The 23,324-nt window shown below is 61.0% G+C and carries 22 protein-coding genes; 14 read left to right on the forward strand and 8 right to left on the reverse strand.

What is annotated here, in order from left to right:
• Positions 1–57: 57 nt before the first annotated feature.
• From IHQ43_RS05215 to IHQ43_RS05235, 5 genes are all read left to right on the forward strand, one after another.
• On the forward strand, positions 58–717 hold the full coding sequence (locus tag IHQ43_RS05215; RefSeq protein WP_007957343.1) for a FadR/GntR family transcriptional regulator: 660 nt from the start codon (positions 58–60) through the stop codon (positions 715–717).
• On the forward strand, positions 707–2,011 hold the full coding sequence (locus tag IHQ43_RS05220) for a CynX/NimT family MFS transporter (RefSeq protein WP_192563617.1): 1,305 nt from the start codon (positions 707–709) through the stop codon (positions 2,009–2,011). The genes IHQ43_RS05215 and IHQ43_RS05220 overlap by 11 nt, the downstream gene beginning before the upstream one ends.
• A gap of 100 nt (positions 2,012–2,111) precedes the next feature.
• On the forward strand, positions 2,112–2,585 hold the full coding sequence (locus IHQ43_RS05225; protein ID WP_192563618.1) for a nuclear transport factor 2 family protein: 474 nt from the start codon (positions 2,112–2,114) through the stop codon (positions 2,583–2,585).
• Positions 2,586–2,624: 39 nt separating this feature from the next.
• Complete coding sequence (locus IHQ43_RS05230) at positions 2,625–2,927, forward strand: GIY-YIG nuclease family protein (RefSeq protein WP_192563619.1); 303 nt, start codon at positions 2,625–2,627, stop codon at positions 2,925–2,927.
• A 278-nt stretch (positions 2,928–3,205) separates the two neighbouring features.
• Complete coding sequence (locus tag IHQ43_RS05235; RefSeq protein WP_192563620.1) at positions 3,206–4,141, forward strand: glutathione S-transferase family protein; 936 nt, start codon at positions 3,206–3,208, stop codon at positions 4,139–4,141.
• A gap of 31 nt (positions 4,142–4,172) precedes the next feature.
• Here IHQ43_RS05235 and IHQ43_RS05240 read toward each other — a convergent pair whose 3' ends face one another.
• Both IHQ43_RS05240 and yejK read right to left on the reverse strand, forming a co-directional pair.
• A complete protein-coding gene (locus IHQ43_RS05240; RefSeq protein ID WP_034154584.1) occupies positions 4,173–4,523 on the reverse strand; it encodes a glutaredoxin family protein in 351 nt (116 codons plus the stop codon).
• Positions 4,523–5,527, reverse strand: coding sequence for a nucleoid-associated protein YejK (gene yejK / locus IHQ43_RS05245; protein ID WP_007957356.1), 1,005 nt, complete (start codon positions 5,525–5,527; stop codon positions 4,523–4,525). The genes IHQ43_RS05240 and yejK overlap by 1 nt, the downstream gene beginning before the upstream one ends.
• 396 nt (positions 5,528–5,923) lie before the next feature.
• Here yejK and IHQ43_RS05250 point away from each other — a divergent pair, with 396 nt between their 5' ends.
• The gene (locus tag IHQ43_RS05250) at positions 5,924–6,205 is read left to right on the forward strand and encodes an HU family DNA-binding protein (RefSeq protein ID WP_007957357.1); all 282 of its coding nucleotides are present in this window, start codon (positions 5,924–5,926) and stop codon (positions 6,203–6,205) included.
• Between the two features lie 124 nt (positions 6,206–6,329).
• Here IHQ43_RS05250 and rlmF read toward each other — a convergent pair whose 3' ends face one another.
• From rlmF to IHQ43_RS05275, 5 genes are all read right to left on the reverse strand, one after another.
• Positions 6,330–7,352, reverse strand: coding sequence for a 23S rRNA (adenine(1618)-N(6))-methyltransferase RlmF (rlmF, locus tag IHQ43_RS05255; protein ID WP_192563621.1), 1,023 nt, complete (start codon positions 7,350–7,352; stop codon positions 6,330–6,332).
• 133 nt (positions 7,353–7,485) lie between these two features.
• Positions 7,486–10,332, reverse strand: coding sequence for a valine--tRNA ligase (locus IHQ43_RS05260; RefSeq protein ID WP_192563622.1), 2,847 nt, complete (start codon positions 10,330–10,332; stop codon positions 7,486–7,488).
• Positions 10,333–10,531: 199 nt separating this feature from the next.
• Entirely contained in the window at positions 10,532–10,924 is a 393-nt protein-coding gene (locus IHQ43_RS05265) for a DNA polymerase III subunit chi (RefSeq protein WP_192563623.1), read from the reverse strand.
• 8 nt (positions 10,925–10,932) lie between these two features.
• A complete protein-coding gene (locus IHQ43_RS05270) occupies positions 10,933–11,361 on the reverse strand; it encodes a DNA polymerase III subunit chi (RefSeq protein WP_192563624.1) in 429 nt (142 codons plus the stop codon).
• Positions 11,362–11,421: 60 nt separating this feature from the next.
• Positions 11,422–12,912, reverse strand: coding sequence for a leucyl aminopeptidase (locus tag IHQ43_RS05275; protein WP_192563625.1), 1,491 nt, complete (start codon positions 12,910–12,912; stop codon positions 11,422–11,424).
• A gap of 307 nt (positions 12,913–13,219) precedes the next feature.
• Between IHQ43_RS05275 and lptF the strand changes: the two genes are divergently transcribed.
• The 8 genes from lptF (at position 13,220) to pdxJ (ending at position 21,620) form a co-directional block, all read left to right on the forward strand.
• A complete protein-coding gene (gene lptF / locus IHQ43_RS05280) occupies positions 13,220–14,341 on the forward strand; it encodes an LPS export ABC transporter permease LptF (protein ID WP_192563626.1) in 1,122 nt (373 codons plus the stop codon).
• Positions 14,334–15,395, forward strand: a complete 1,062-nt coding sequence (lptG, locus tag IHQ43_RS05285) for an LPS export ABC transporter permease LptG (protein ID WP_192563627.1) — start codon at positions 14,334–14,336, stop codon at positions 15,393–15,395. Before lptF ends, lptG begins: the two co-directional genes overlap by 8 nt.
• A 172-nt stretch (positions 15,396–15,567) precedes the next feature.
• The gene (gene lepA / locus IHQ43_RS05290; RefSeq protein ID WP_085608162.1) at positions 15,568–17,364 is read left to right on the forward strand and encodes a translation elongation factor 4; all 1,797 of its coding nucleotides are present in this window, start codon (positions 15,568–15,570) and stop codon (positions 17,362–17,364) included.
• A 9-nt stretch (positions 17,365–17,373) separates the two neighbouring features.
• Complete coding sequence (lepB, locus tag IHQ43_RS05295; RefSeq protein WP_192563628.1) at positions 17,374–18,228, forward strand: signal peptidase I; 855 nt, start codon at positions 17,374–17,376, stop codon at positions 18,226–18,228.
• A gap of 182 nt (positions 18,229–18,410) precedes the next feature.
• A complete protein-coding gene (gene rnc, locus IHQ43_RS05300; RefSeq protein WP_011332589.1) occupies positions 18,411–19,100 on the forward strand; it encodes a ribonuclease III in 690 nt (229 codons plus the stop codon).
• Positions 19,093–19,995, forward strand: coding sequence for a GTPase Era (gene era / locus IHQ43_RS05305; protein ID WP_039769512.1), 903 nt, complete (start codon positions 19,093–19,095; stop codon positions 19,993–19,995). The genes rnc and era overlap by 8 nt, the downstream gene beginning before the upstream one ends.
• Positions 19,996–20,150: 155 nt before the next feature.
• On the forward strand, positions 20,151–20,837 hold the full coding sequence (gene recO / locus IHQ43_RS05310; protein ID WP_192563629.1) for a DNA repair protein RecO: 687 nt from the start codon (positions 20,151–20,153) through the stop codon (positions 20,835–20,837).
• Positions 20,838–20,876: 39 nt separating this feature from the next.
• Complete coding sequence (gene pdxJ, locus IHQ43_RS05315) at positions 20,877–21,620, forward strand: pyridoxine 5'-phosphate synthase (RefSeq protein WP_064382428.1); 744 nt, start codon at positions 20,877–20,879, stop codon at positions 21,618–21,620.
• 124 nt (positions 21,621–21,744) lie between these two features.
• On the opposite strand, the gene mltF is transcribed toward pdxJ, so the two are convergent.
• Positions 21,745–23,205, reverse strand: coding sequence for a membrane-bound lytic murein transglycosylase MltF (gene mltF, locus IHQ43_RS05320; RefSeq protein WP_011332593.1), 1,461 nt, complete (start codon positions 23,203–23,205; stop codon positions 21,745–21,747).
• Positions 23,206–23,324 lie beyond the last annotated feature (119 nt).

Below are 23,324 nucleotides of genomic sequence, written 5' to 3' on the forward strand. Positions count from 1 at the left end.
GGAGCTGACTAACATGTCAGAAAATTCATCCCATGATTGGATGAAAGGGCGAATCCTATGTCAGACATTTCTCCACTCATTAAGCGATCCCTGGTCGATCAGGCCCTGGATCAATTGCGCCAGCGCATCACCGACGGCACGTGGCAGGTCGGTCAGCGTTTGCCGACCGAGCCCGAGCTGTGTGCCGAGCTCGGCATCAGCCGCAACACCGTGCGCGAGGCGATGCGGGTGCTGGCGTTTTCCGGGTTGATCGAAATTCGTCAGGGTGACGGCAGTTACCTGCGGGCGGTGGTCGATCCGATGGACACGCTCAAGGCACTGTCGAAATGCTCGCTGGATCAGGCCCGGGAAACCCGGCACATCCTCGAAGTCGAGGCCATTGGCCTGGCGGCATTACGCCGGACCGATGAAGACCTCGTCGCGTTGCGCGAGGCGCTGGGTGTCGCCGGCAGCCACTACCACGGCGATCTCGACAGTTACATCCGCTGCGATCTGGTCTTCCACCGTCGTCTGGTGGATGCCGCGCACAACCCGACCCTCAGCGAGCTGTATCGCTATTTTTCCAGCATCGTCGGCGCGCAATTGCGCCAGACCCTGAACATCGTCCCCCGTCGACAGGAAGTCTTCGATTTGCACGTCGCCTTGCTTGAGGCCGTCGAGCAACGCGATCCGGAGCGGGCCAAAGCCCTGTCGAGGCAGTTGATCAATGAACCTTGAAACCGAGAAAACCATGTCCCGCCCAGAAGTCTCCCCAGCACCCGTTCGCAAGGCCGAGCTCGAAGAGTTGTTGATCGACGCCGAAGCCGATGACGAGCAGGTGCAGCAAAGCCATCCGCTGGTACGGCGTCCGTGGCTGTTGCTGCTGGGGTTGATTCTGGTGGCGTTGAACCTGCGTCCGGCGCTGTCGAGCATGGCGCCGCTGCTCAGCGAAGTGTCGAAAAGCCTTGGCTTGTCCGCCGCTCAGGCGGGTTTGCTGACGACGTTGCCGGTGCTCTGCCTCGGTCTGTTCGCGCCGCTGGCCCCGGTGCTCGCGCGGCGTTTCGGTGCCGAGCGGGTGGTGCTGGGGATTCTTCTGACACTGGCCGGCGGCATCATCCTGCGCAGCAACTTTGGCGAAATCGGTCTGTTCGCCGGCAGCGTGCTGGGCGGCGCGAGCATCGGCATCATCGGCGTGTTGCTGCCGGGCATCGTCAAGCGCGACTTCGCCAAACATGCCGGCACCATGACTGGCGTCTACACCATGGCTCTGTGCCTGGGCGCGGCGATGGCGGCGGGTTCCAGCGTGCCATTGAGCGAACACTTCGATCACAGCTGGGCCATGGGCCTGGGTTTCTGGGTGATACCGGCGCTGGTGGCGGCAGTGTTCTGGCTGCCGCAAATCGGCCAGAAGCACGGCGCACACAACGTTGCCTATCGAGTGCGCGGTCTGCTGCGTGATCCGCTGGCCTGGCAGGTGACCTTGTACATGGGGCTGCAGTCGTCGCTGGCCTACATCGTGTTCGGCTGGCTGCCGTCGATCCTCATCGGTCGCGGTCTGACGCCGACCCAGGCCGGCCTGGTGCTGTCCGGTTCGGTGATTATCCAGCTCGCCAGCTCCCTGGCGGCACCATGGCTGGCCACGCGCGGCAAGGATCAGCGGCTGGCGATCGTGGTGGTGATGGCGCTGACCCTCGGCGGCCTGTTCGGTTGCCTCTACGCGCCGATCGAAGGGTTGTGGGGCTGGGCGATCCTGCTGGGCCTGGGGCAGGGCGGTACGTTCAGCCTGGCGCTGACCCTGATCGTGCTGCGCTCGCGGGATTCCCACGTGGCGGCGAACCTGTCGAGCATGTCCCAGGGCTTCGGCTACACCCTCGCGTCCATGGGGCCGTTCGCGGTCGGCGTGGTGCACGACTGGACTGGCGGCTGGAACGCCGTGGGCTGGATCTTCGGCATCATCGGTGCGGGAGCGATACTCGCCGGCCTCGGCGCCGGGCGTGCGTTGTACGTGCAGGTGGTAAGCGAAAAGGTCTGATACGCACACACTGTCGGTATTCGAAATGCGAATGCCGATAGTGTTTCGGGCGTTTGCGGATTATCGTGCTGGCAATCTGTACCTTTCCTGGAGATTGCCCATGAGTGAAGAAGCCCACAGCGCCCTGATCACCCGTTTCTACCAGGCTTTCCAGCGCCTCGACGCCGAGGCCATGGCGGCTTGCTACACCGACGACGTGGTGTTCAGCGATCCGGCCTTCGGCGAGCTGCGCGGCCGCGATGCCGGCGATATGTGGCGGATGCTCACCACCCGCGCCAAGGACTTCTCCCTGACCTTCGACAATGTTCGCGCCGACGAGCGCAGCGGCGGCGCCCACTGGGTAGCGACGTACCTGTTCAGCCAGACCGGCAACATCGTGATCAACGACATCCAGGCACGTTTCGTCTTCCGTGACGGCAGGATCTGCGAACACCACGACCACTTCGATCTGTGGCGCTGGTCGCGCCAGGCACTGGGTTTCAAAGGCCTGCTGCTGGGCTGGACGCCGCTGGTGCGCAACGCCGTCCGCGCCCAGGCGCTGAAAGGGCTGAAGGCATTTCAAGCGAGTCGCTGATAAGATCGCGGCCTGTTTTCCCTACGCCTGAATTGCCCCGTGACCAGCCTCAGCGAAAAACCCCTCGATGCCGACGCTCCAGTGAGCAAGTCCTGGTTCGTCTACCTCGTACGCGCCGCCAACGGTTCGCTGTACTGCGGGATCAGCGATGATCCCGTGCGCCGTTTCGCCAAGCACCAGAGCGGCAAAGGCGCGCGATTCTTTCTCTCAAGCCCGGCGATGGCGCTGGTCTACACCGAGCGTTGTCGCGACAAGGGTGATGCGTTGCGTCAGGAGCGATTGATCAAGAAGCTCAGGAAGAGTGCGAAGGAGTGTCTGGTGGCGTCTTATCGGCCTGATTGATCGGGTATTGGCAAACGTTAGAAATCTCCGCGTCGACGCGGTGCCCTCCGGCAAACGACAGGCGAAAAAAAACCGCCTTTGCGGGGCGGTTTTTTCTGTAAACGCCGGTTTGCGGCCGGGTTTACTGCATCTCAATGGACACACTAGCGTGGACGAAGATTATTCGGCTTTGCGCCCATTATCAACCTGACTGATCAGTTCCCATCAGCCGGATCCGTAGGCTGCGAACGAATTGCGCGCTAAGCTGCTGGCTCACTTTCTGTGCGGCGGAGCCGAGCATGTCCGAGTTGATTCTGCATCATTACCCGACCTCTCCATTCGCCGAAAAGGCCCGGCTGCTGTTGGGTTTCAAGGGCTTGTCCTGGCGTTCGGTGCACATCTCGCCGGTGATGCCGAAACCGGACCTGACCGCCCTGACCGGTGGCTACCGCAAGACCCCGGTGCTGCAGATCGGCGCCGACATCTACTGCGACACCGCGCTGATCGCCCGTCGCCTCGAGCAGGAAAAGGCCCAGCCTTCGTTCTTCCCGGAAGGTCAGGAAATGATCGCCGCCAGTTTTGCCACATGGGCGGACTCGGTTGTATTTCAGCACGCAGTGAGCCTGGTATTTCAGCCGGAATCGGTTGCGGTGCGATTTGGCAAGTTGCCGCCGGAAGCGATCAAGGCGTTTCTTGCTGATCGTGCCGGGCTGTTCAGCGGTGGCAGTGCGACCAGGCTTTCAGCGGAGCAGGCCAAGCACAATTGGCCGACCCTTATGGCGCGTCTGGAGCAACAGTTGCAGCGTGAAGACGGTGACTTCCTGTTCGGCGAGCCGTCGATTGCTGACTTCTCCATGGCCCATCCGTTGTGGTTCCTCAAGGCCACGCACGTGACGGCGCCCTTGGTGGACGCTTATCCGGCAGTGTCTGCGTGGCTGGGGCGTGTGCTCGGTTTTGGCCATGGCGCGGCCAGCGAGATGAGCTCCGAGGAGGCACTGGAGATCGCGCGCAGCTCGACCCCTGCAGCGTTGCCGGATGAGGTATTCACTGATCCGAACGGGTTCGTGGCAGGTCAGCAGGTGCTGATCGCAGCGACAGACTACGGCGTTGATCCGGTCGCCGGTGAGCTGCTGTTTGCCGGTCGCGAGGAGCTGATCCTGCGCCGTGAAGACGAACGCGGCGGTGTGGTGCATGTGCACTTCCCGCGTTTCGGTTTCCGAATCGAGAAACGCTGAAACAAATGAGGGAGCCGATTGGCTCCCTCATTCATTTCAGTGCAGCGAGAATTTCGTCCGGATCAAACCCGCGAATCAACGTGCCATTGACGTCGATCAGCGGGATCCCGCGGCCGCCCAGCGCTTCGTACGCCTTACGCGCCTCGGCGTCCTTTTCGATATCGAATTCCTTGAATGGAATCCCCTTGCTGTCGAGAAAGCGCTTGGTCTGCTTGCAGTAGCCACACCAGTCGGTGGCATACAGCACGACATTGGCCTGCGCCCGCGTCTGCTCCGCGACCATTTGCGACGGATTGAACACTCGCTCGATCTTGCCCCAGTTCTGATAGACGACGACCACCAGCAGAACCAGTGCAACCTTTTTCAGCACATTGCCGAGCATCAGTTGCGACGCTTCAGCTGATCGGTGAGCGAGGTCGGCAGGCCTTTGATGACCAGCGTCCCGGCCTCTTCGTCGTATTCGATCTTCGAGCCCAGCAGGTGCGCTTCGAAGCTGATCGACAGGCCTTCGGCGCGGCCGGTGAAGCGACGGAACTGGTTGAGCGTGCGCTTATCCGCCGGGATCTCCGGCGAGAGGCCGTAATCCTTGTTGCGGATGTGATCGTAGAACGCTTTCGGGCGTTCTTCGTCGATCAGCTCAGAGAGCTCTTCCAGGCCCATCGGCTCGCCGAGTTTGGCCTGGCTGCTGGCGTAGTCGACCAGGGTCTTGGTTTTCTCGCGGGCGGAATCTTCCGGCAGGTCTTCGCTCTCGACGAAGTCGCTGAAGGCTTTGAGCAGGGTGCGGGTCTCGCCCGGGCCGTCGACCCCTTCCTGGCAGCCGATGAAGTCGCGGAAGTACTCCGAGACCTTCTTGCCGTTCTTGCCCTTGATGAACGAGATGTACTGCTTGGACTGCTTGTTGTTCTGCCACTCGGAAACGTTGATCCGCGCCGCGAGATGCAGTTGACCGAGGTCGAGGTGGCGTGATGGGGTCACGTCCAGTTGATCGGTTACCGCCACGCCTTCGCTGTGGTGCAGCAGGGCGATGGCCAGGTAATCGGTCATGCCTTGCTGATAGTGGGCGAACAACACGTGGCCGCCGACCGACAGGTTCGACTCTTCCATCAACTTCTGCAGATGCTCGACCGCGACTTTGCTGAACGCAGTGAAGTCCTTGCCGCCTTCCATGTATTCCTTCAGCCAGCCGCTGAACGGGAACGCGCCGGACTCCGGATGGAACAACCCCCAGGCTTTGCCCTGTTTGGCGTTATAGCTCTCGTTGAGGTCGGCGAGCATGTTCTCGATGGCGGCGGACTCGGCCAGTTCAGAGTCACGGGCGTGCAGGACTGCGGGCGTGCCATCGGGTTTTTTGTCGATCAGGTGGACGATGCAATGACGGATCGGCATGGGCTTCTCGGCAAGTGAAAGGGAGGAGGGCGGGCTCCTCCGAAAAAGCGCTCAGTGTACCGCAACCACTGGATTTGGCGCGGGGTGAAGGGCAAATCCGGGTCACCCGACGGCCCTTATGCATTTATTTACCGATTTAGCGCAATAAACCTGACCATTTGGCTAGCTAGAGGCGGATATTTCCTTGTCTCTGTGCTAGTTTTGCCCGGTCTTGTGCGAAGTCACCGCGACAAGCATGCATTCAGCTTTTGTCAGGTCGAACCAAACCTTGATTTCGGCATCTATAACCCCGACTCGTCGTGGTTATCGCCGAGGGTGCCAGATCCAGAAGATCGGGCTCGATGGCTGACACTGCACTCTGCAATCCATATGAATTTGATAGGGAAGGAACACTACATGGCTCTTACTAAAGACCAACTGATCGCCGACATCGCCGAAGCTATCGACGCGCCGAAAACCACCGCGCGTGCCGCTCTGGACCAACTGGGCCAAATCGTTGCCGATCAGCTGGAAAACGGTGCCGAAATCACTTTGCCAGGTATCGGCAAGCTGAAAGTGACCGAGCGTCCTGCCCGCACTGGCCGTAACCCATCGACTGGCGCTGCCATCGAAATCCCTGCCAAGAAAGTGATCAAGCTGGTTGTGGCCAAAGGCCTGACCGACGCTGTGAACAAGTAAGACGCAGCGATAAAAAAACCGTGCACCGGAGCGATCCGGGCACGGTTTTTTTTGTGCCTGCTGTTTGTGTTTCAGCAGTAGCGGCGGCTGCTTTGCAATCAAGCGCCGCCCCGGTTGAAACGTATTACTTGCGAACCCAGCGTTCGCGCCGCCAGATCTGCTGCTCGGACTTGGTCTGGAAGGTCCAGGCAACGAAACGGCTCTGCTTCTGCCCCTGGGACATCTCCACCACCTGGCTTTCCAGCGCACCGGCTTTTTTCAGTGCGGTTTCGATGGCAGGCAGGTTCGAGGCTTTCGAGACCAGGGTGCTGAACCACAGCACCTTGTGCGCAAAGTTCGCACTTTCGGCAATCAGTTGCGTCACGAAACGCGCTTCGCCGCCTTCACACCACAGTTCGGCCGACTGACCGCCAAAGTTCAGCACCGGCAGTTTGCGTTTCGGGTCGGCCTTGCCCAAGGCTCGCCATTTACGCTCGCTGCCCTTGGTGGCTTCTTCCATCGACGCGTGGAACGGCGGGTTGCACATGGTCAGGTCAAAGCGCTCGCCTGGCTCCAGCAGGCCGATCAGGATGTGCTTGCGGTTTTCCTGCTGGCGCAGCTGGATGACCTTGTTCAGGTCGTTGGACTGCACGATGGCCCTGGCAGCAGCCACGGCGGTCGGATCGATCTCCGAGCCCAGGAAGTGCCAGCGATATTCGCTGTTACCGATCAGCGGGTAAACGCAGTTGGCGCCCATGCCGATATCCAGCACATTGACGATGGCACCGCGCGGAACCACGCCGTCGTTGTTGCTGGCCAGCAGGTCAGCCAGAAAATGGATGTAGTCGGCACGGCCCGGCACCGGCGGGCACAGATAATCGGCCGGGATGTCCCAGTGCTGGATGCCGTAGAACGACTTGAGCAACGCCCGGTTGAACACACGCACCGCATCGGGACTGGCGAAGTCGATGCTTTCCTTGCCGTACGGGTTGGTGATCACGAACTTCGCCAGTTCCGGCGTGGTCTTGATCAGCGCCGGGAAGTCGTAACGACCCTGATGGCGATTGCGCGGGTGCAGGCTGGCTTCTTTACGCGGTTCCACGGGCTTGGCCGGGGTAGCGGAGTCAGTCTTCTTGCGCGCAGGTTTCGGTGTACGTGGGGCGTTCATGGGCGTGGTCGATTCGGGTAGGGCTGAAAGTGGCGGCCATTGTCCCACAGGGAGCCGTGTTGTTGGCCGGAAAAGTGCCGGGGACAAAAAAGGGAGGCCGTTGCGGGCCTCCCTTTTTCAGTGCGATTTGCCGTTACAGGCTGGCAATTCGCGCGTGCTGCTCAGCCAGCTTGCCCAGAGCCTGTTCGGCTTCGGCCAGTTTGGCGCGTTCCTTCTCGATGACTTCGGCCGGGGCCTTGTCAACGAAACCGGCGTTGGACAGCTTGCCGCCAACCCGCTGGACTTCGCCCTGCAGACGCAGAATTTCCTTGTCCAGACGCGCCAGCTCGGCGTTCTTGTCGATCAGGCCGGCCATCGGCACCAGCACTTCCATTTCGCCAACCAGCGCGGTGGCGGACAGCGGTGCTTCTTCGCCGGCCGCCAGTACGGTGATCGATTCCAGACGCGCCAGCTTCTTCAGCAGCGCTTCGTTCTCGGTCAGGCGGCGCTGGTCTTCAGCGGTGACGTTTTTCAGGTAGATCGGCAGCGGTTTGCCCGGGCCGATGTTCATTTCGCCACGGATGTTGCGGGTGCCGAGCATCAGGCCCTTGAGCCATTCGATGTCGTCTTCGGCCGCCGGATCAATGCGCTCTTCGTTGGCCACCGGCCAGGCTTGCAGCATGATCGTCTTGCCCTGAATGCCGGCCAGCGGCGCGATGCGCTGCCAGATTTCTTCAGTGATGAACGGCATGAACGGATGGGCCAGGCGCAACGCCACTTCCAGTACGCGCACCAGCGTGCGGCGAGTGCCGCGCTGACGCTCGACCGGCGCGTTTTCGTCCCACAGCACAGGCTTGGACAATTCCAGATACCAGTCGCAGTACTGGTTCCAGATGAACTCGTACAGCGCTTGCGCCGCCAGGTCGAAACGGAACTGATCCAGTTGACGGGTCACTTCGGCTTCGGTGCGTTGCAGCTGCGAGATGATCCAGCGATCCGCCAGCGACAGCTCATAGGCTTCGCCGTTCTGGCCGCAGTCTTCGCCCTTGTCCAGAACATACCGCGCGGCGTTCCAGATCTTGTTGCAGAAGTTGCGATAGCCTTCGACGCGGCCCATGTCGAACTTGATGTCGCGACCGGTGGACGCCAGCGAGCAGAAGGTGAAGCGCAGGGCGTCGGTGCCGTAGCTGGCGATGCCGTCGGCGAACTCGTCGCGGGTCTGCTTCTCGATCTTCTTCGCCAGTTTCGGCTGCATCAGGCCGGAGGTGCGTTTCTGCACCAGGGTTTCGAGCTCGATGCCGTCGATGATGTCCAGCGGGTCCAGGACGTTGCCCTTGGACTTGGACATTTTCTGGCCCTGGCCATCACGCACCAGACCGTGCACGTAAACGGTCTTGAACGGAACCTGCGGGGTGCCGTCCTCGTTCTTGATCAGGTGCATGGTCAGCATGATCATCCGGGCGACCCAGAAGAAAATGATGTCGAAGCCCGTCACCAGCACGTCGGTGGAGTGGAATTTCTTCAGGAACTCGGTCTTTTCCGGCCAGCCCAGGGTGGAGAAGGTCCACAGGCCCGAACTGAACCAGGTGTCGAGAACGTCGTTGTCCTGTTGCAGCGCAACGTCCGGGCCGAGGTTGTGCTTGGTGCGCACTTCGGCTTCGTCGCGACCGACGTAGACCTTGCCCGATTCGTCGTACCAGGCCGGAATCCGGTGCCCCCACCACAGCTGACGGCTGATGCACCAGTCCTGGATGTCGCGCATCCACGAGAAGTACATGTTTTCGTACTGCTTCGGCACGAACTGGATACGGCCGTCTTCAACGGCAGCAATCGCAGGCTCGGCCAGCGGCTTTGTCGATACGTACCACTGGTCGGTCAGCCACGGCTCGATGACGGTGCCGGAGCGGTCGCCTTTCGGCACTTTCAGGTTGTGGTCGTCGACGCTGACCAGCAGGCCGGCGGCATCGAAAGCCGCAACGATCTGCTTGCGCGCTTCGAAACGCTCGAGACCGGCGTACTCGGCCGGAATCTTGCCGTCGATGCTGTCGTTCAGCGTGCCGTCGAGGTTGAACACTTGCGCGGATGGCAGCACATTGGCGTTCTTGTCGAAGATGTTCAGCAGCGGCAGGTTGTGGCGCTTGCCGACTTCGTAGTCGTTGAAATCGTGGGCCGGGGTGATTTTCACGCAGCCGGTGCCGAATTCAGGATCGCAGTAATCGTCGGCGATGATCGGGATGCGGCGGCCGACCAGCGGCAGCTCGACGAATTTGCCGATCAGGGCTTTGTAGCGCTCGTCGTTCGGGTTCACCGCGACGGCGGAGTCGCCGAGCATGGTTTCCGGACGGGTGGTCGCGACGATCAGGAAATCGTTGCCTTCAGCGGTTTTCGCGCCGTCGGCCAGCGGGTACTTCAGGTTCCACAGGAAACCTTTCTCGTCGTGGTTTTCCACTTCGAGGTCGGAAATCGCCGTGTGCAGCTTGGTGTCCCAGTTGACCAGGCGCTTGCCGCGATAGATCAGACCGTCTTCGTGCAGGCGTACGAACGCTTCTTTAACGGCTTCCGAGAGGCCGTCATCCATGGTGAAGCGCTCGCGGCTCCAGTCCACGGACGAGCCGAGGCGGCGGATCTGACGGCTGATGTTGCCGCCGGACTGATCCTTCCACTCCCAGACTTTCTCGAGGAATTTTTCGCGGCCCAGATCGTGGCGGTTCTGACCCTGGGCTTCGAGTTGACGCTCCACCAGCATCTGCGTGGCGATACCGGCGTGGTCGGTGCCCGGCTGCCACAGGGTGTTGCGACCCTGCATGCGGCGGAAACGGATCAGGGCATCCATGATCGCGTTGTTGAAACCGTGACCCATGTGCAGGCTGCCGGTGACGTTCGGCGGCGGGATCATGATGGTGTAGGAGTCGCCCGCGCCTTGCGGGGCGAAGTAGTTCTCGGACTCCCAGGTGTTGTACCAGGAAGTTTCAATGGCGTGCGGCTGGTAGGTCTTATCCATGCGCGGCGGGACCCTATTGGCATTTATTCAGGAAAAGCCGGGAAGTATAGCGGGGCATGGGGCGCAGGGCGAGCGGGGCGGGCCGGGCGGAGGCTTAAATGTGGGAGCTGGCCTGCCAGCGATGCAGGCGCCGCGGTTTTTCGGGAAAGGCGCGGCGATGCTATCGCTGGCAAGCCAGCTCCCACAGGGGATCGGGGAATTATTCGTATTGTGCGAGAAGCCGTTCCATCCGCGCCTCGAGGCGACGTTTGATTTCGGTTTCGATGTGCGGAGCGAAATCGTCGATCACGTCCTGCATGATCAGTTGTGCGGCGGCGCGCAGTTCGCTGTCCAGGTGCAGGAGGGCGTCGGGGCCTTTATCCACAGGTGCAGCGGCAGGCTGCGGGGCTGGCGTCGGCGCGGGCGCAGCCTCGACGGCTTGCGGTGTGTTGTCGACCGAGTCGAACAACATAGGAATCTGTTCCTGTTCGCCATCCTCGACCGTGTCGGTCAAGAGCGGCGGTTGCAGGTTGTCATCGCCGAGCAGCTGGCGGATCGACTCGAGGTCATCCAGCAGGTGCGCGGGTTTTTGCAGCGGTTTTGGAGTGTCCATCGGCGTACTCAGAGTCGCTGTAAACGGTGGTCTTGCAGAGGATAGCCCTGTTCGCGGTAGAAACGGAAACTCTCCCGCGCCGCAGTGCGGATCGCCGGATCTTCCACCACCACCTCGGCCACGCGGGCGAATTTGTTGGCGAAAGCCGGGACTTTCAGGTCGAGGTTGACCAGCAAGTCCGCGTGCTGGCCACAGTCATCGCCCAATCCCAGTACGATCAAACCTTCCGGTTCGCTTTCGGCCGGGCCGTGAGGTACGAAGGTTTCGCCCTTGAACGCCCACAGCCGCGCATCGAGATCATCACGCTGGGCGGCATCGCTGCAATGCAGGTAGATGCGGTGGCCCATGCGCCAGGCTTTTTCGGTGAGCTTGCAGGCAAAGTCCAGGCGAGCCGAAGGATCGGCGCTGGGCAGGATATAAAAGTCGACTTTGGTCATTGCGGTTCCTGAGCTGCAAGCAGCGCCCCTCAAGAGAGGCGCCGCTCGCAGTCATCGGTTTCAGGCTTTGGCGCGGTCCAGCAGGTATTGGGTCAGCAGCGGAACCGGACGGCCGGTGGCGCCCTTGTCCTTGCCGCCGCTGGTCCAGGCGGTGCCCGCGATGTCCAGGTGCGCCCAGTTCAGGTTCTTGGTGAAGCGCGACAGGAAGCAGGCAGCGGTGATGGTGCCGGCCTTCGGACCGCCGATGTTGGCGATGTCGGCGAACGGGCTGTCCAGTTGCTCCTGGTACTCATCGAACAGCGGCAGTTGCCAGGCGCGGTCGTCGGCAGCCTTGCCGGCGCTCAGCAGTTGCTCGATCAGTTCGTCGTTGTTGCCCAGCAGGCCCGAAGTGTGGGCGCCCAGAGCAACGACGCAGGCACCGGTCAGGGTGGCGATGTCGATCACCGCTTGCGGTTTGAAGCGCTCGGAGTAGGTCAGGGCATCGCACAGCACCAGACGGCCTTCGGCGTCGGTGTTGAGGATTTCCACGGTCTGGCCGCTCATGGTGGTGACGATGTCGCCCGGACGCGAAGCGGTGCCGCTCGGCATGTTCTCGGCGCAAGCCAGGATGCACACCAGGTTGATCGGCAGTTTCAGTTCCAGCACGGCGCGCAGGGTACCGAACACGCTGGCGGCACCACCCATGTCGTACTTCATCTCGTCCATGCCGGCGCCCGGTTTCAGGCTGATGCCGCCGGTATCGAAAGTGATGCCTTTACCGACCAGTGCGTACGGCTTCTCGGATTTCTTGCCGCCGTTGTATTGCATGACGATCAGGCGCGGCGGCTGGGCGCTGCCCTGGCCGACGGCGTAGAACGAACCCATGCCCAGGGATTTGATCTTCTTCTCGTCGAGGACTTCGACTTTCAGATCCTTGAACTCTTTGCCCAGGTCTTTGGCTTGCTCGCCAAGGAAAGTCGGGTGGCAGATGTTCGGCGGCAGGTTGCCCAGGTTGCGGGTGAACGCCATGCCGTTGGCGATCGCGGTGGCGTGGTTCACGGCGCGTTGCACTTCGGCCTGAGCAGCCTTGATGGTCAGCAGGGTGATTTTCTTCAGGGCGCGCGGTTCGGCTTTCTGGCTCTTGAACTGGTCGAAGGTGTATTCGCCGTCGACCAGGGTTTCAGCCAGCAGACGGGTCTTGCCGTAGCTGTCGCGGTTCTTGACGATGATTTCATCGAGTGCCAGTACGGCGTCGCTGCCGTTCAGGCCTTTAAGGGTGTTGAGGATGCCGGCGACGATCTTGCGGAACGGACGGTCGCCCAGTTCTTCATCCTTGCCCACACCGATCAGCAGCACGCGTTCGGCTTTCAGGTTCGGCAGGCTGTGCAGCAACAGGCTCTGGCCGACCTTGCCGGCCAGGTCGCCACGCTTGAGCACGGCGCTGATGGCGCCACCGCTCAATTCGTCGACCTGTCTGGCGGCGACGCCGAGTTTGCGGCCTTCGCCGACGGCAACCACCAGGGTGGCGGTTTTCAACGTTTCTGGGCTAACGCTTTTTACAACCAGTTCCATGTCCGGATCCCTGAATGAATGGTCAACACGCAGGCGTTCGACGTGTCCGCCGTCGCCTGCTTATAGAGAGAAGAGGCGCAGGCCAGTGCCTGCGACAGAGGCGGCAGTTTGAACCTCGCTCACCGCGCCTGACAACCCTCGGTTGTACGATCTTCAACGGATTGCACGCTTGCATGAGTGTGCGCAGTGACAGGCGCACTCAATCACAGGATAATGCCGCATCTTTTTTCGACGGCTCTGCCTTGCGGGCCTGTCGATACGTTTGCTTGTTTGGCCGCCTTAGCCTGACAACCCTGGAGTGTCTGGTTTGATCGTCTTCCGTTATCTGTCCCGCGAAGTCCTGTTGACCCTGAGTGCGGTAAGTGCCGTGCTGCTGGTCATCATCATGAGCGGTCGCTTCATCAAATACCTTGCCCAGGCCGCCGCGGGTCAGCTCGACCCGGGATCGCTGTTCCTGATCATGGGCTATCGTCTGCCGGGCTTCATGCAGTTGATCCTGCCGTTGGGGCTGTTTCTCGGGATTCTGCTGGCGTACGGCCGGCTGTATCTGGAAAGCGAGATGACCGTGCTCTCGGCTACCGGCATGAGTCAGCAGCGGCTGTTTCGCATGACCCTGTTCCCGGCCACCCTGGTAGCCCTGGTAGTGGCCTGGCTGAGCCTGGGTCTCGCCCCGCAAGGCGCCAACCAGTTCCAGCTGCTGCTGAACAAGCAGGATGCGCTGACCGAGTTCGACACTCTTGAGCCAGGTCGTTTCCAGGCATTGCGTGACGGTACACGAGTGACCTACACCGAAACCCTGAGCGACGACCGGGTCAACCTCGGCAGCGTGTTCATTTCGCAGAAGAACCTCGGCGCAAACCAGAAAGATCGCGGAATTTCCGTGCTGGTTGCGGAAAAGGGCCGTCAGGAAGTGCGCCCCGACGGCAACCGCTACCTGATTCTCGACAACGGCTATCGCTACGACGGCAGCCCGGGTCAGGCCAACTACCGCGCCATTCACTATGAAACCTACGGCGTGCTGCTGCCAAAGCCGGATGTCAGCGAGGAAGTCACCGACCGTGACGCCATGCCGACTTCGTCCCTGCTGGGCAGTGACGACATTCGCTCGAAAACCGAATTGCAATGGCGCCTGTCGCTGCCGCTGCTGGTATTCATCGTGACCCTGATGGCGGTGCCGCTGTCGCGGGTCAACCCGCGTCAGGGGCGTTTCCTCAAGCTGCTGCCGGCGATTCTTCTTTATATGGCTTACCTGACCATCCTGATTGCCGCCCGCGGCGCCCTCGAGAAAGGCAAGATTCCACCGGCCCTCGGCTTGTGGTGGGTGCATGCGATCTTCCTGGTCATCGGTCTTGGCCTGTTGTACTGGGAGCCCCTGCGCCTGAAGCTGGCCAGCCGTCGCAGCGCAGCGCTGGAGGTGGCCCGTGGTTAAACTCGACCGCTACATCGGCAGCAGCGTGTTCATGGCGATCATCGCGGTGCTGGCGATCATTCTCGGCCTGGCTACCTTGTTCGCATTCATCGACGAGATGGGCGACGTCAGTGACACCTACACTCTGGTCGATGTCCTGAGCTTCGTGCTCCTGACCGCGCCGCGCCGGCTTTACGACATGCTGCCGATGGCGGCACTGATCGGTTGCCTGATCGGCCTCGGCAGTCTGGCGAGCAGCAGTGAACTGACCGTAATGCGCGCCGCCGGTGTGTCCATTGGGCGGATCGTCTGGGCGGTGATGAAGCCGATGCTGGTGCTGATGCTGGCCGGCGTGCTGATCGGCGAGTACGTGGCGCCGGCCACCGAAAGCATGGCCCAGGCCAACCGTTCGCTGGCGCAAGGCAGCGGTGACGCGCAGAGCGCCAAGCACGGCATGTGGCACCGTCAGGGCGAAGAGTTCATTCACATCAACTCCGTGCAACCCAACGGTCGCCTGTACGGCGTGACCCGGTATCACTTCGACAAGGAGCGCCATCTGCTCAGTTCGAGCTTCGCCAAACGCGCCGAGTTCGACACCGATCACTGGCAGCTCTCCGATGTCACGACCACGCGTTTCAATGAACGCAGCACTGAAGTGGTCAATACGCCGGTCGAGCGCTGGGATGTGTCCCTGAGCCCGCAACTGCTGAGCACTGTGGTGATGGCGCCGGAATCGCTGTCGATCACCGGCCTGTGGGGTTACATCCACTATCTGGCTGATCAGGGTCTGAGCAACGGCCGTTACTGGCTGGCATTTTGGGTCAAGGTGTTGCAGCCGCTGGTGACCGCCGCGCTGGTGCTGATGGCAATCTCCTTCATCTTCGGTCCGCTGCGTTCGGTGACCCTTGGTCAGCGGGTGTTCACCGGTGTGCTGGTGGGCTTCACCTTCCGCATCGTTCAGGATCTGCTGGGCCCGTCCAGTCTGGTGTTCGGCTTCTCGCCGCTGTTTGCGGTGCTGGTGCCGGCCGGCGTGTGTGCGCTGGCGGGTGTCTGGCTGTTGCGTCGAGCTGGTTGATGAACAAGGTTTCACCCTCGCTTCAGCCTTGAAAACGCCTCGGTCGCAAGACCGGGGCGTTTTTGCATGCAATCCGGGTGACAGGCGAACGTGACGCTTGCGCCGTGTATCAGGTACAATTCCCGGCTATTTTTCGGCGGGCCAAGCCTGCAGCCTTTTTGAGTGTTGATCCGTGAGTGATTTGAGTCATATCCGCAATTTCTCCATCATCGCCCACATTGACCATGGCAAGTCGACGCTGGCTGACCGTTTCATCCAGATGTGCGGCGGCCTGGCCGAGCGTGAAATGGAAGCCCAGGTACTGGATTCCATGGATCTTGAGCGCGAACGCGGGATCACCATCAAGGCCCACAGCGTTACCCTCTATTACAAAGCCAAAGACGGCGTCACCTATCAGCTGAACTTCATTGACACCCCGGGCCACGTCGACTTCACCTACGAAGTCAGCCGTTCCCTGGCGGCCTGTGAAGGTGCCTTGCTGGTGGTCGATGCGGGGCAGGGCGTTGAAGCCCAGTCCGTGGCCAACTGCTACACCGCCATCGAGCAGGGCCTCGAGGTCATGCCGGTCCTGAACAAGATCGACCTGCCGCAGGCCGAACCTGATCGCGTCAAGGACGAGATCGAGAAGATCATCGGCATCGACGCAACCGACGCCGTCACCTGCAGCGCCAAGACCGGCCTGGGTGTTGACGAAGTGCTGGAGCGTCTGGTCGCCACCATTCCTGCGCCGACCGGCAACATCGAAGATCCGCTGCAAGCGTTGATCATCGACTCCTGGTTCGACAACTACCTGGGCGTTGTCTCCCTGGTGCGCGTGCGTCACGGCCGCGTGAAGAAGGGCGACAAGATCCTGGTGAAATCCACCGGCAAGGTGCATCTGGTCGACAGCGTTGGCGTGTTCAACCCGAAACACACCGCCACCGCTGACCTGAAAGCCGGCGAAGTGGGCTTCATCATCGCCAGCATCAAGGACATTCACGGTGCGCCGGTCGGTGACACCCTGACCCTGAGCTCCACCCCGGACGTTCCGGTGCTGCCAGGCTTCAAACGCATCCAGCCGCAGGTTTACGCCGGTCTGTTCCCGGTCAGCTCCGACGACTTCGAGGATTTCCGCGAAGCGCTGCAGAAACTGACCCTGAACGACTCGTCGCTGCAATACACCCCGGAAAGCTCCGATGCTCTGGGCTTCGGCTTCCGTTGCGGCTTCCTCGGCATGCTGCACATGGAGATCATCCAGGAGCGCCTGGAGCGCGAATATGACCTGGACCTGATCACCACGGCGCCGACGGTAATCTTCGAGCTGGTGCTGAAAACCGGTGAAACGATTTACGTCGACAACCCGTCGAAGCTGCCGGACGTGTCCGCGATCGAAGACATGCGCGAGCCGATCGTGCGTGCCAACATCCTGGTTCCGCAGGAGCACCTGGGCAACGTCATCACCTTGTGCATCGAAAAACGCGGTGTGCAGGTCGACATGCTGTTCCTCGGCAATCAGGTTCAGGTGACCTATGACCTGCCGATGAACGAAGTGGTCCTGGACTTCTTCGATCGTCTGAAATCCACCAGTCGCGGCTATGCTTCGCTGGACTACCATTTCGATCGTTACCAATCGGCTAATCTGGTGAAACTGGACGTGCTGATCAACGGCGACAAGGTCGATGCTCTGGCGTTGATCGTGCACCGTGACAACTCGCACTTCAAAGGTCGCCAGTTGACCGAGAAGATGAAAGAACTGATTCCTCGTCAGATGTTCGACGTGGCCATCCAGGCTGCCATTGGTGGTCAGATCGTCGCCCGGACAACCGTCAAGGCGCTCAGAAAGAACGTATTGGCCAAGTGCTACGGCGGCGACGTCAGCCGTAAGAAAAAGCTGCTGGAGAAGCAGAAGGCCGGTAAGAAACGCATGAAACAGGTCGGCAACGTGGAAATTCCACAAGAAGCCTTCCTCGCCGTGCTCAGGTTGGAATAGTCAGGTCCTATGTCACTAAATTTCCCGCTGTTGCTGGTCATTGCCGTGTTCGTCTGCGGTCTGTTGGCGTTGCTCGATCTGTTGATCCTGGCACCGCGTCGGCGTGCTGCCATCGCCTCCTATCAGGGCAGCGTCAGCCAGCCTGACGGGGTGGTGGTGGAGAAGCTGAACAAGGAACCGCTGCTGGTCGAGTACGGCAAGTCGTTCTTCCCGGTGCTGTTCATCGTGCTGGTGCTGCGTTCGTTCCTGGTGGAACCGTTCCAGATTCCGTCCGGCTCGATGAAACCGACCCTGGACGTCGGCGACTTCATTCTGGTGAACAAGTTTTCCTACGGGATCCGTTTGCCGGTGATCGACAAGAAGATCATCGAAGTCGGTGATCCGCAGCGCGGCGATGTGATGGTGTTCCGCTACCCGAGCGATCCGAACGTCAACTACATCAAGCGTGTAGTCGGCCTGCCGGGCGACACCGTGCGGTACACCGCCGACAAGCGTCTGTTCGTCAATGGCGAGTCGATTGCCGAGCAACTGGTCGGTTCCGAGCCGGGCACGCTGGGCAGCGCGGAACTCTACAAGGAAAAACTCGGCGCCGCCGAGCACCTGATCCGCAAGGAAATGAGCCGCTACCGGGCTACGCCGGACCATACCTGGACCGTGCCGGCCGGGCACTACTTCATGATGGGCGACAACCGCGACAACTCGAACGACAGTCGCTACTGGGATGACCCGAACATTCCCAAGGACCTGCTGGGCATGGTTCCCGACCAGAACATCGTCGGCAAGGCCTTCGCGGTCTGGATGAGCTGGCCGGAACCGAAACTCAGCCACCTGCCGAATTTCTCGCGGGTCGGCCTGATCAAGTAAACAAACACGGCGCTGTTGACCACAGCGCCGAATGCATTTCTGGCGTCGGCACAACCGGCTCCGGGGCATGAAGCCACGATATTCAGGACGTCATTTTTGAACACAGCGTTAATTGTCCCAGGCCTGCGCCGTATCCCGGCGATGGCGGTGGAATCCAGCCACGAACTCAGCGTGGTCAAACCGTGAGCGTTTCTCTAAGCCGTCTCGAGCGTCAGCTCGGTTACACCTTCAAGGACCAGGAACTGATGGTCCTGGCCCTTACGCACCGTAGCTTTGCCGGACGCAACAACGAGCGTCTGGAATTCCTCGGTGATGCGATCCTCAACTTTGTTGCCGGCGAAGCCTTGTTCGACCGTTTCCCGCTGGCTCGCGAAGGCCAGTTGTCGCGTTTACGCGCACGGCTGGTAAAAGGTGAGACGCTGGCGGTGCTGGCCCGCGGTTTCGATCTGGGCGATTACCTGCGTCTGGGTTCTGGCGAGTTGAAGAGTGGCGGTTTCCGTCGCGAGTCGATTCTGGCCGACGCCCTTGAAGCGCTGATTGGCGCGATCTATCTCGACGCCGGCATGGAAGTCGCCCGCGAACGCGTACTGGCCTGGCTGGCCGGTGAGTTCGAAGGCTTGACGCTGGTCGACACCAACAAGGATCCGAAGACCCGCCTGCAGGAATTCCTGCAATCGCGCGGCTGCGAACTGCCGCGCTATGAAGTGGTGGATATCCAGGGCGAGCCGCACTGCCGTACCTTCTTCGTCGAGTGCGAAGTTGTCCTATTGAATGAAAAAAGCCGGGGTCAGGGTGTGAGCCGTCGTATTGCCGAACAGGTAGCGGCCGCCGCAGCACTGATTGCCCTGGGTGTGGAGAATGGCAATGACTGATACAAACGCAACGCGCTGTGGCTATGTTGCCATCGTCGGCCGTCCCAACGTGGGCAAGTCCACGCTGTTGAACCACATCCTCGGCCAGAAGCTCGCGATCACCTCGCGCAAGCCGCAGACCACTCGCCACAACATGCTCGGGATCAAGACCGAGGGCGACGTGCAGGCGATCTACGTCGACACCCCCGGCATGCACAAGGGCGGTGAAAAGGCCCTGAACCGCTACATGAACAAGACCGCTTCGGCAGCGTTGAAAGACGTCGACGTGGTGATCTTCGTGGTTGACCGCACCAAGTGGACCGAAGAAGACCAGATGGTGCTGGAGCGCGTGCAGTACGTGACCGGCCCGCTAATCGTCGCACTGAACAAAACCGACCGCATCGAAGACAAGGCCGAGCTGATGCCGCACTTGTCGTGGTTGCAGGAACAGCTGCCGAACGCGCAGATCATTCCGATCTCGGCGCAACACGGGCACAACCTCGACGCGCTGGAAAAGGTCATCGCCGATCATCTGCCGGAAAACGATCACTTCTTCCCGGAAGACCAGATCACCGACCGCAGCAGCCGTTTCCTCGCCGCCGAACTGGTACGCGAGAAGATCATGCGCCAGCTCGGTGCCGAGCTGCCGTACCAGATCACCGTGGAAATCGAAGAGTTCAAGCAGCAAGGTGCGACGCTGCACATCCATGCGCTGATCCTCGTCGAGCGTGACGGCCAGAAGAAAATCATCATTGGCGACAAGGGCGAGCGCATCAAGCGCATCGGCACCGAGGCGCGCAAGGACATGGAGCTGCTGTTCGACTCCAAGATCATGCTCAACCTGTGGGTCAAGGTGAAGGGCGGCTGGTCCGACGACGAGCGCGCGCTGCGTTCGCTGGGTTACGGCGACCTGTAAAGCAACACATCGATCCATTGTGGGAGCGAGCTTGCTCGCGAAGACGATGTAACATTCGGCATTGATGTTGACTGTTGCACCGCTTTCGCGAGCAAGCTCGCTCCCACATTGGTTTTGGGTGATGAGTAAACCGCGTTTCCCTCAACGAGAAGTCCATGTCTCAAGCGCCTCCCGCTCAACCCGCCTACGTCCTCCACTCCCGCGCCTATCGCGAAACCAGCGCCTTGGTGGACTTCCTCACGCCGCAAGGTCGGCTGCGGGCGGTGTTACGCAGTGCGCGGGGCAAGGCCGGGACGCTGGCGCGGCCGTTCGTGCCGCTGGAAGTGGAGTTTCGCGGCAAGGGTGAGTTGAAGAATGTCGGGCGCATGGAGAGTGTCGGCAACGCGACCTGGATGGTCGGCGAGGCGCTGTTCAGCGGTCTGTATCTCAATGAACTGTTGATTCGCCTGTTGCCTGCCGAAGACCCACACCCGGCGGTGTTCGATCACTACGCTGCGACCTTGCTGGCATTGGCCGAAGGCCGGCCGCTGGAGCCGCTGCTGCGTTCCTTCGAGTGGCGGCTGCTCGACGACCTCGGTTACGGTTTTTCCCTGAACACCGACATCAACGACGAGCCCATCGCTGCGGACGGCCTCTATCGCTTGCAGGTGGATGCCGGACTCGAACGGGTCTATCTGCTGCAACCCGGTCTGTTCAACGGCACCGAATTGCTGGCCATGGCCGAAGCCGACTGGACGGCCCCCGGCGCGTTGTCCGCCGCCAAGCGTTTGATGCGCCAGGCTTTGGCCGTGCATCTGGGCGGTCGTCCCCTCGTCAGTCGCGAGCTGTTTCGCAAGCCCTGATATGCTGTGCGCCGAATCTTTCCATTCAGGAGCGCATCCGTGACCACCAGCAATCGCATTCTTCTTGGCGTGAACATCGACCACGTCGCCACCCTGCGCCAGGCCCGTGGCACGCGCTATCCGGATCCGGTCAAGGCAGCGCTGGACGCGGAAGAGGCGGGCGCCGACGGCATCACCGTGCACCTGCGCGAAGATCGCCGACACATCCAGGAGCGTGATGTGTTGCTGCTCAAGGATGTGCTGCAAACCCGCATGAACTTCGAAATGGGCGTCACCGAAGAAATGATGGCTTTCGCCGAGCGCATTCGTCCGGCGCACATTTGCCTGGTGCCGGAAACCCGTCAGGAGCTGACCACCGAAGGCGGTCTGGATGTGGCGGGGCAGGAAGAACGGATCAGGGCGGCGGTCGAGCGTCTGTCGAAGATCGGCAGCGAAGTGTCGCTGTTCATCGACGCCGACGAGCGGCAGATTGCTGCGTCGAAGCGCGTCGGCGCACCGGCCATCGAGCTGCACACAGGACGTTACGCCGATGCCGAAACGCCGACCGAAGTGGCTGAAGAGCTCAAGCGTGTGGCGGACGGCGTGGCCTTCGGTCTGGCCCAGGGCCTGATCGTCAATGCCGGCCATGGCCTGCACTATCACAACGTCGAGGCGGTTGCCGCGATCAAAGGCATCAACGAGCTGAACATCGGTCATGCGCTGGTGGCGCATGCGTTGTTCGTGGGCTTCAAGTCTGCTGTCTCTGAAATGAAAGCGCTGATCCTGGCCGCCGCGAAGCACTAAGCCTCAACCTATCCCCTGTGGGAGCGAGCTTGCTCGCGATAGCGGTGTATCAGCCAAAGAGTTTGTCGACTGACACTACGCATTCGCGAGCAAGCTCGCTCCCACTTTGGGTTCTTGGTGATGATTAGAGCGGGGCGGGCTCTTGAGCCGGCTTCGACTTGTCGATCCCCGGCACATGCAGGTTGCCTTCGGCGACCTGATCGCCTTCAAGCTGCGGCTGGGTCACCCACGTCAGGATGTCGTAGTAGCGACGGATGTTCGCCACGAAATGCACCGGTTCGCCGCCCCGGGCGTAGCCGTAGCGGGTCTTGCTGTACCACTGCTTCTGCGACAGGCGCGGCAGGATCTTTTTCACATCCAGCCACTTGTCCGGGTTCAACCCTTCCTTGGCCGCCAGTTTGCGCGCGTCATCCAGATGACCGCTGCCGACGTTGTAGGCCGCCAGGGCAAACCATGTGCGATCCGGTTCCTGGATCGACTCGTCGAGCTGATCCTTCATGTAGGCCAGGTACTTGGCGCCTCCCATGATGCTCTGCTTCGGATCGAGACGGTTGGACACGCCCATGGCCTGGGCGGTGTTCTGGGTCAGCATCATCAGTCCGCGTACGCCGGTCTTCGAAGTGACCGCCGGTTGCCACAGCGATTCCTGATAACCGATGGCCGCCAGCAGGCGCCAGTCGACTTTCTCTTTCTTGGCGTAGGCCTTGAAGTGCTGTTCGTATTTGGGCAGTCGCTGCTGCAAATGCTGGGCGAAGGTGGTAGCGCCCATGTAGCCGAGGACGTCGACGTGACCGTAATAGCGGTCTTTCAGACGTTGCAGGGTGCCGTTCTTCTGCACCTTGTCCAGATAGCTGTTGATCTCGTTGAGCAGGCTGTTGTCTTCGCCGGCGGCGACGGCCCAGCTCTGGCTGCGGGCGTCGCCGAGGTCGAAGGCCACGCGGATGTTGGTGAAGTACACCTGGTTCATCGCCACTTCGTTGGAGTCGACCAGGGTCAGGTCGATCTGGCCTTCATCGACCATGCGCAGCAGATCGACCACTTCAACGGCGTCGGATTCTTCGTACTGGATGCCAGGATATTTCTGTTTCAGCTCCGCCAGTTGTTCGGCGTGGGTGCTGCCCTTGAGGACCATGATCTTCTTGCCCACGAGATCGCCGGCGTCGGTAGGACGAGATTGGCCGTTGCGATAGATGATCTGCGGGGTGACTTCGAGGTAGGAGCGGGAGAAGCGCACCTGTTTCTTGCGCTGTTCGCTGCTGACCAGGCCGGCGGCGGCCAGTACCGGGCCGTTCGGCTTGCCGACCTGGTTGAACAGGTCGTCGAGGTTGTCGGCGGTTTCAATCTTGAGCTCGACCCCCAAATCGTCGGCGAAGCGCTTCACCAGCTCGTATTCGAAGCCGGTTTCACCGCTGCGATCCTGAAAGTAGGTGGCGGGGCTGTTTCGGGTGACCACCCGCAGCACACCATCCTCCTTTACGCGCTCGAGTGTGTTGGGTTTATCAACACAGCCACTGAGCATCAGGAAGAGTCCGGTAGCGATCAGCCATTTGGCGTACCGCGGACGCAAAGCCGTTGGGGAAAACATGTGCGCAGTATACGCAAAGGACAACGGGCGCCATATCTCGACAGTTGCGGGGTTGTCTGCTAGGGATCACAAAACCGCTCGAAACCCCGCAGGAACGGGCCCGAAAGGCATTTTGTGAC

It is taken from the genome of Pseudomonas gozinkensis (assembly GCF_014863585.1).
GTDB classification, from domain to species: domain Bacteria; phylum Pseudomonadota; class Gammaproteobacteria; order Pseudomonadales; family Pseudomonadaceae; genus Aquipseudomonas; species Aquipseudomonas gozinkensis.

Bases quoted from the DNA above. Each gene is read 5' to 3' on its own strand.
- mltF (WP_011332593.1), bottom strand. From the start codon at position 23,205: ATGTTTTCCCCAACGGCTTTGCGTCCGCGGTACGCCAAATGGCTGATC.
- IHQ43_RS05240 (WP_034154584.1), bottom strand. From the start codon at position 4,523: ATGCTCGGCAATGTGCTGAAAAAGGTTGCACTGGTTCTGCTGGTGGTC.
- IHQ43_RS05265 (WP_192563623.1), bottom strand. From the start codon at position 10,924: ATGGACACTCCAAAACCGCTGCAAAAACCCGCGCACCTGCTGGATGAC.
- IHQ43_RS05250 (WP_007957357.1), top strand. From the start codon at position 5,924: ATGGCTCTTACTAAAGACCAACTGATCGCCGACATCGCCGAAGCTATC.
- IHQ43_RS05270 (WP_192563624.1), bottom strand. From the start codon at position 11,361: ATGACCAAAGTCGACTTTTATATCCTGCCCAGCGCCGATCCTTCGGCT.
- IHQ43_RS05220 (WP_192563617.1), top strand. From the start codon at position 707: ATGAACCTTGAAACCGAGAAAACCATGTCCCGCCCAGAAGTCTCCCCA.
- yejK (WP_007957356.1), bottom strand. From the start codon at position 5,527: ATGCCGATCCGTCATTGCATCGTCCACCTGATCGACAAAAAACCCGAT.
- recO (WP_192563629.1), top strand. From the start codon at position 20,151: ATGTCTCAAGCGCCTCCCGCTCAACCCGCCTACGTCCTCCACTCCCGC.
- rlmF (WP_192563621.1), bottom strand. From the start codon at position 7,352: ATGAACGCCCCACGTACACCGAAACCTGCGCGCAAGAAGACTGACTCC.
- lepB (WP_192563628.1), top strand. From the start codon at position 17,374: ATGTCACTAAATTTCCCGCTGTTGCTGGTCATTGCCGTGTTCGTCTGC.
- era (WP_039769512.1), top strand. From the start codon at position 19,093: ATGACTGATACAAACGCAACGCGCTGTGGCTATGTTGCCATCGTCGGC.
- IHQ43_RS05275 (WP_192563625.1), bottom strand. From the start codon at position 12,912: ATGGAACTGGTTGTAAAAAGCGTTAGCCCAGAAACGTTGAAAACCGCC.
- IHQ43_RS05235 (WP_192563620.1), top strand. From the start codon at position 3,206: ATGTCCGAGTTGATTCTGCATCATTACCCGACCTCTCCATTCGCCGAA.
- IHQ43_RS05215 (WP_007957343.1), top strand. From the start codon at position 58: ATGTCAGACATTTCTCCACTCATTAAGCGATCCCTGGTCGATCAGGCC.
- IHQ43_RS05260 (WP_192563622.1), bottom strand. From the start codon at position 10,332: ATGGATAAGACCTACCAGCCGCACGCCATTGAAACTTCCTGGTACAAC.
- IHQ43_RS05225 (WP_192563618.1), top strand. From the start codon at position 2,112: ATGAGTGAAGAAGCCCACAGCGCCCTGATCACCCGTTTCTACCAGGCT.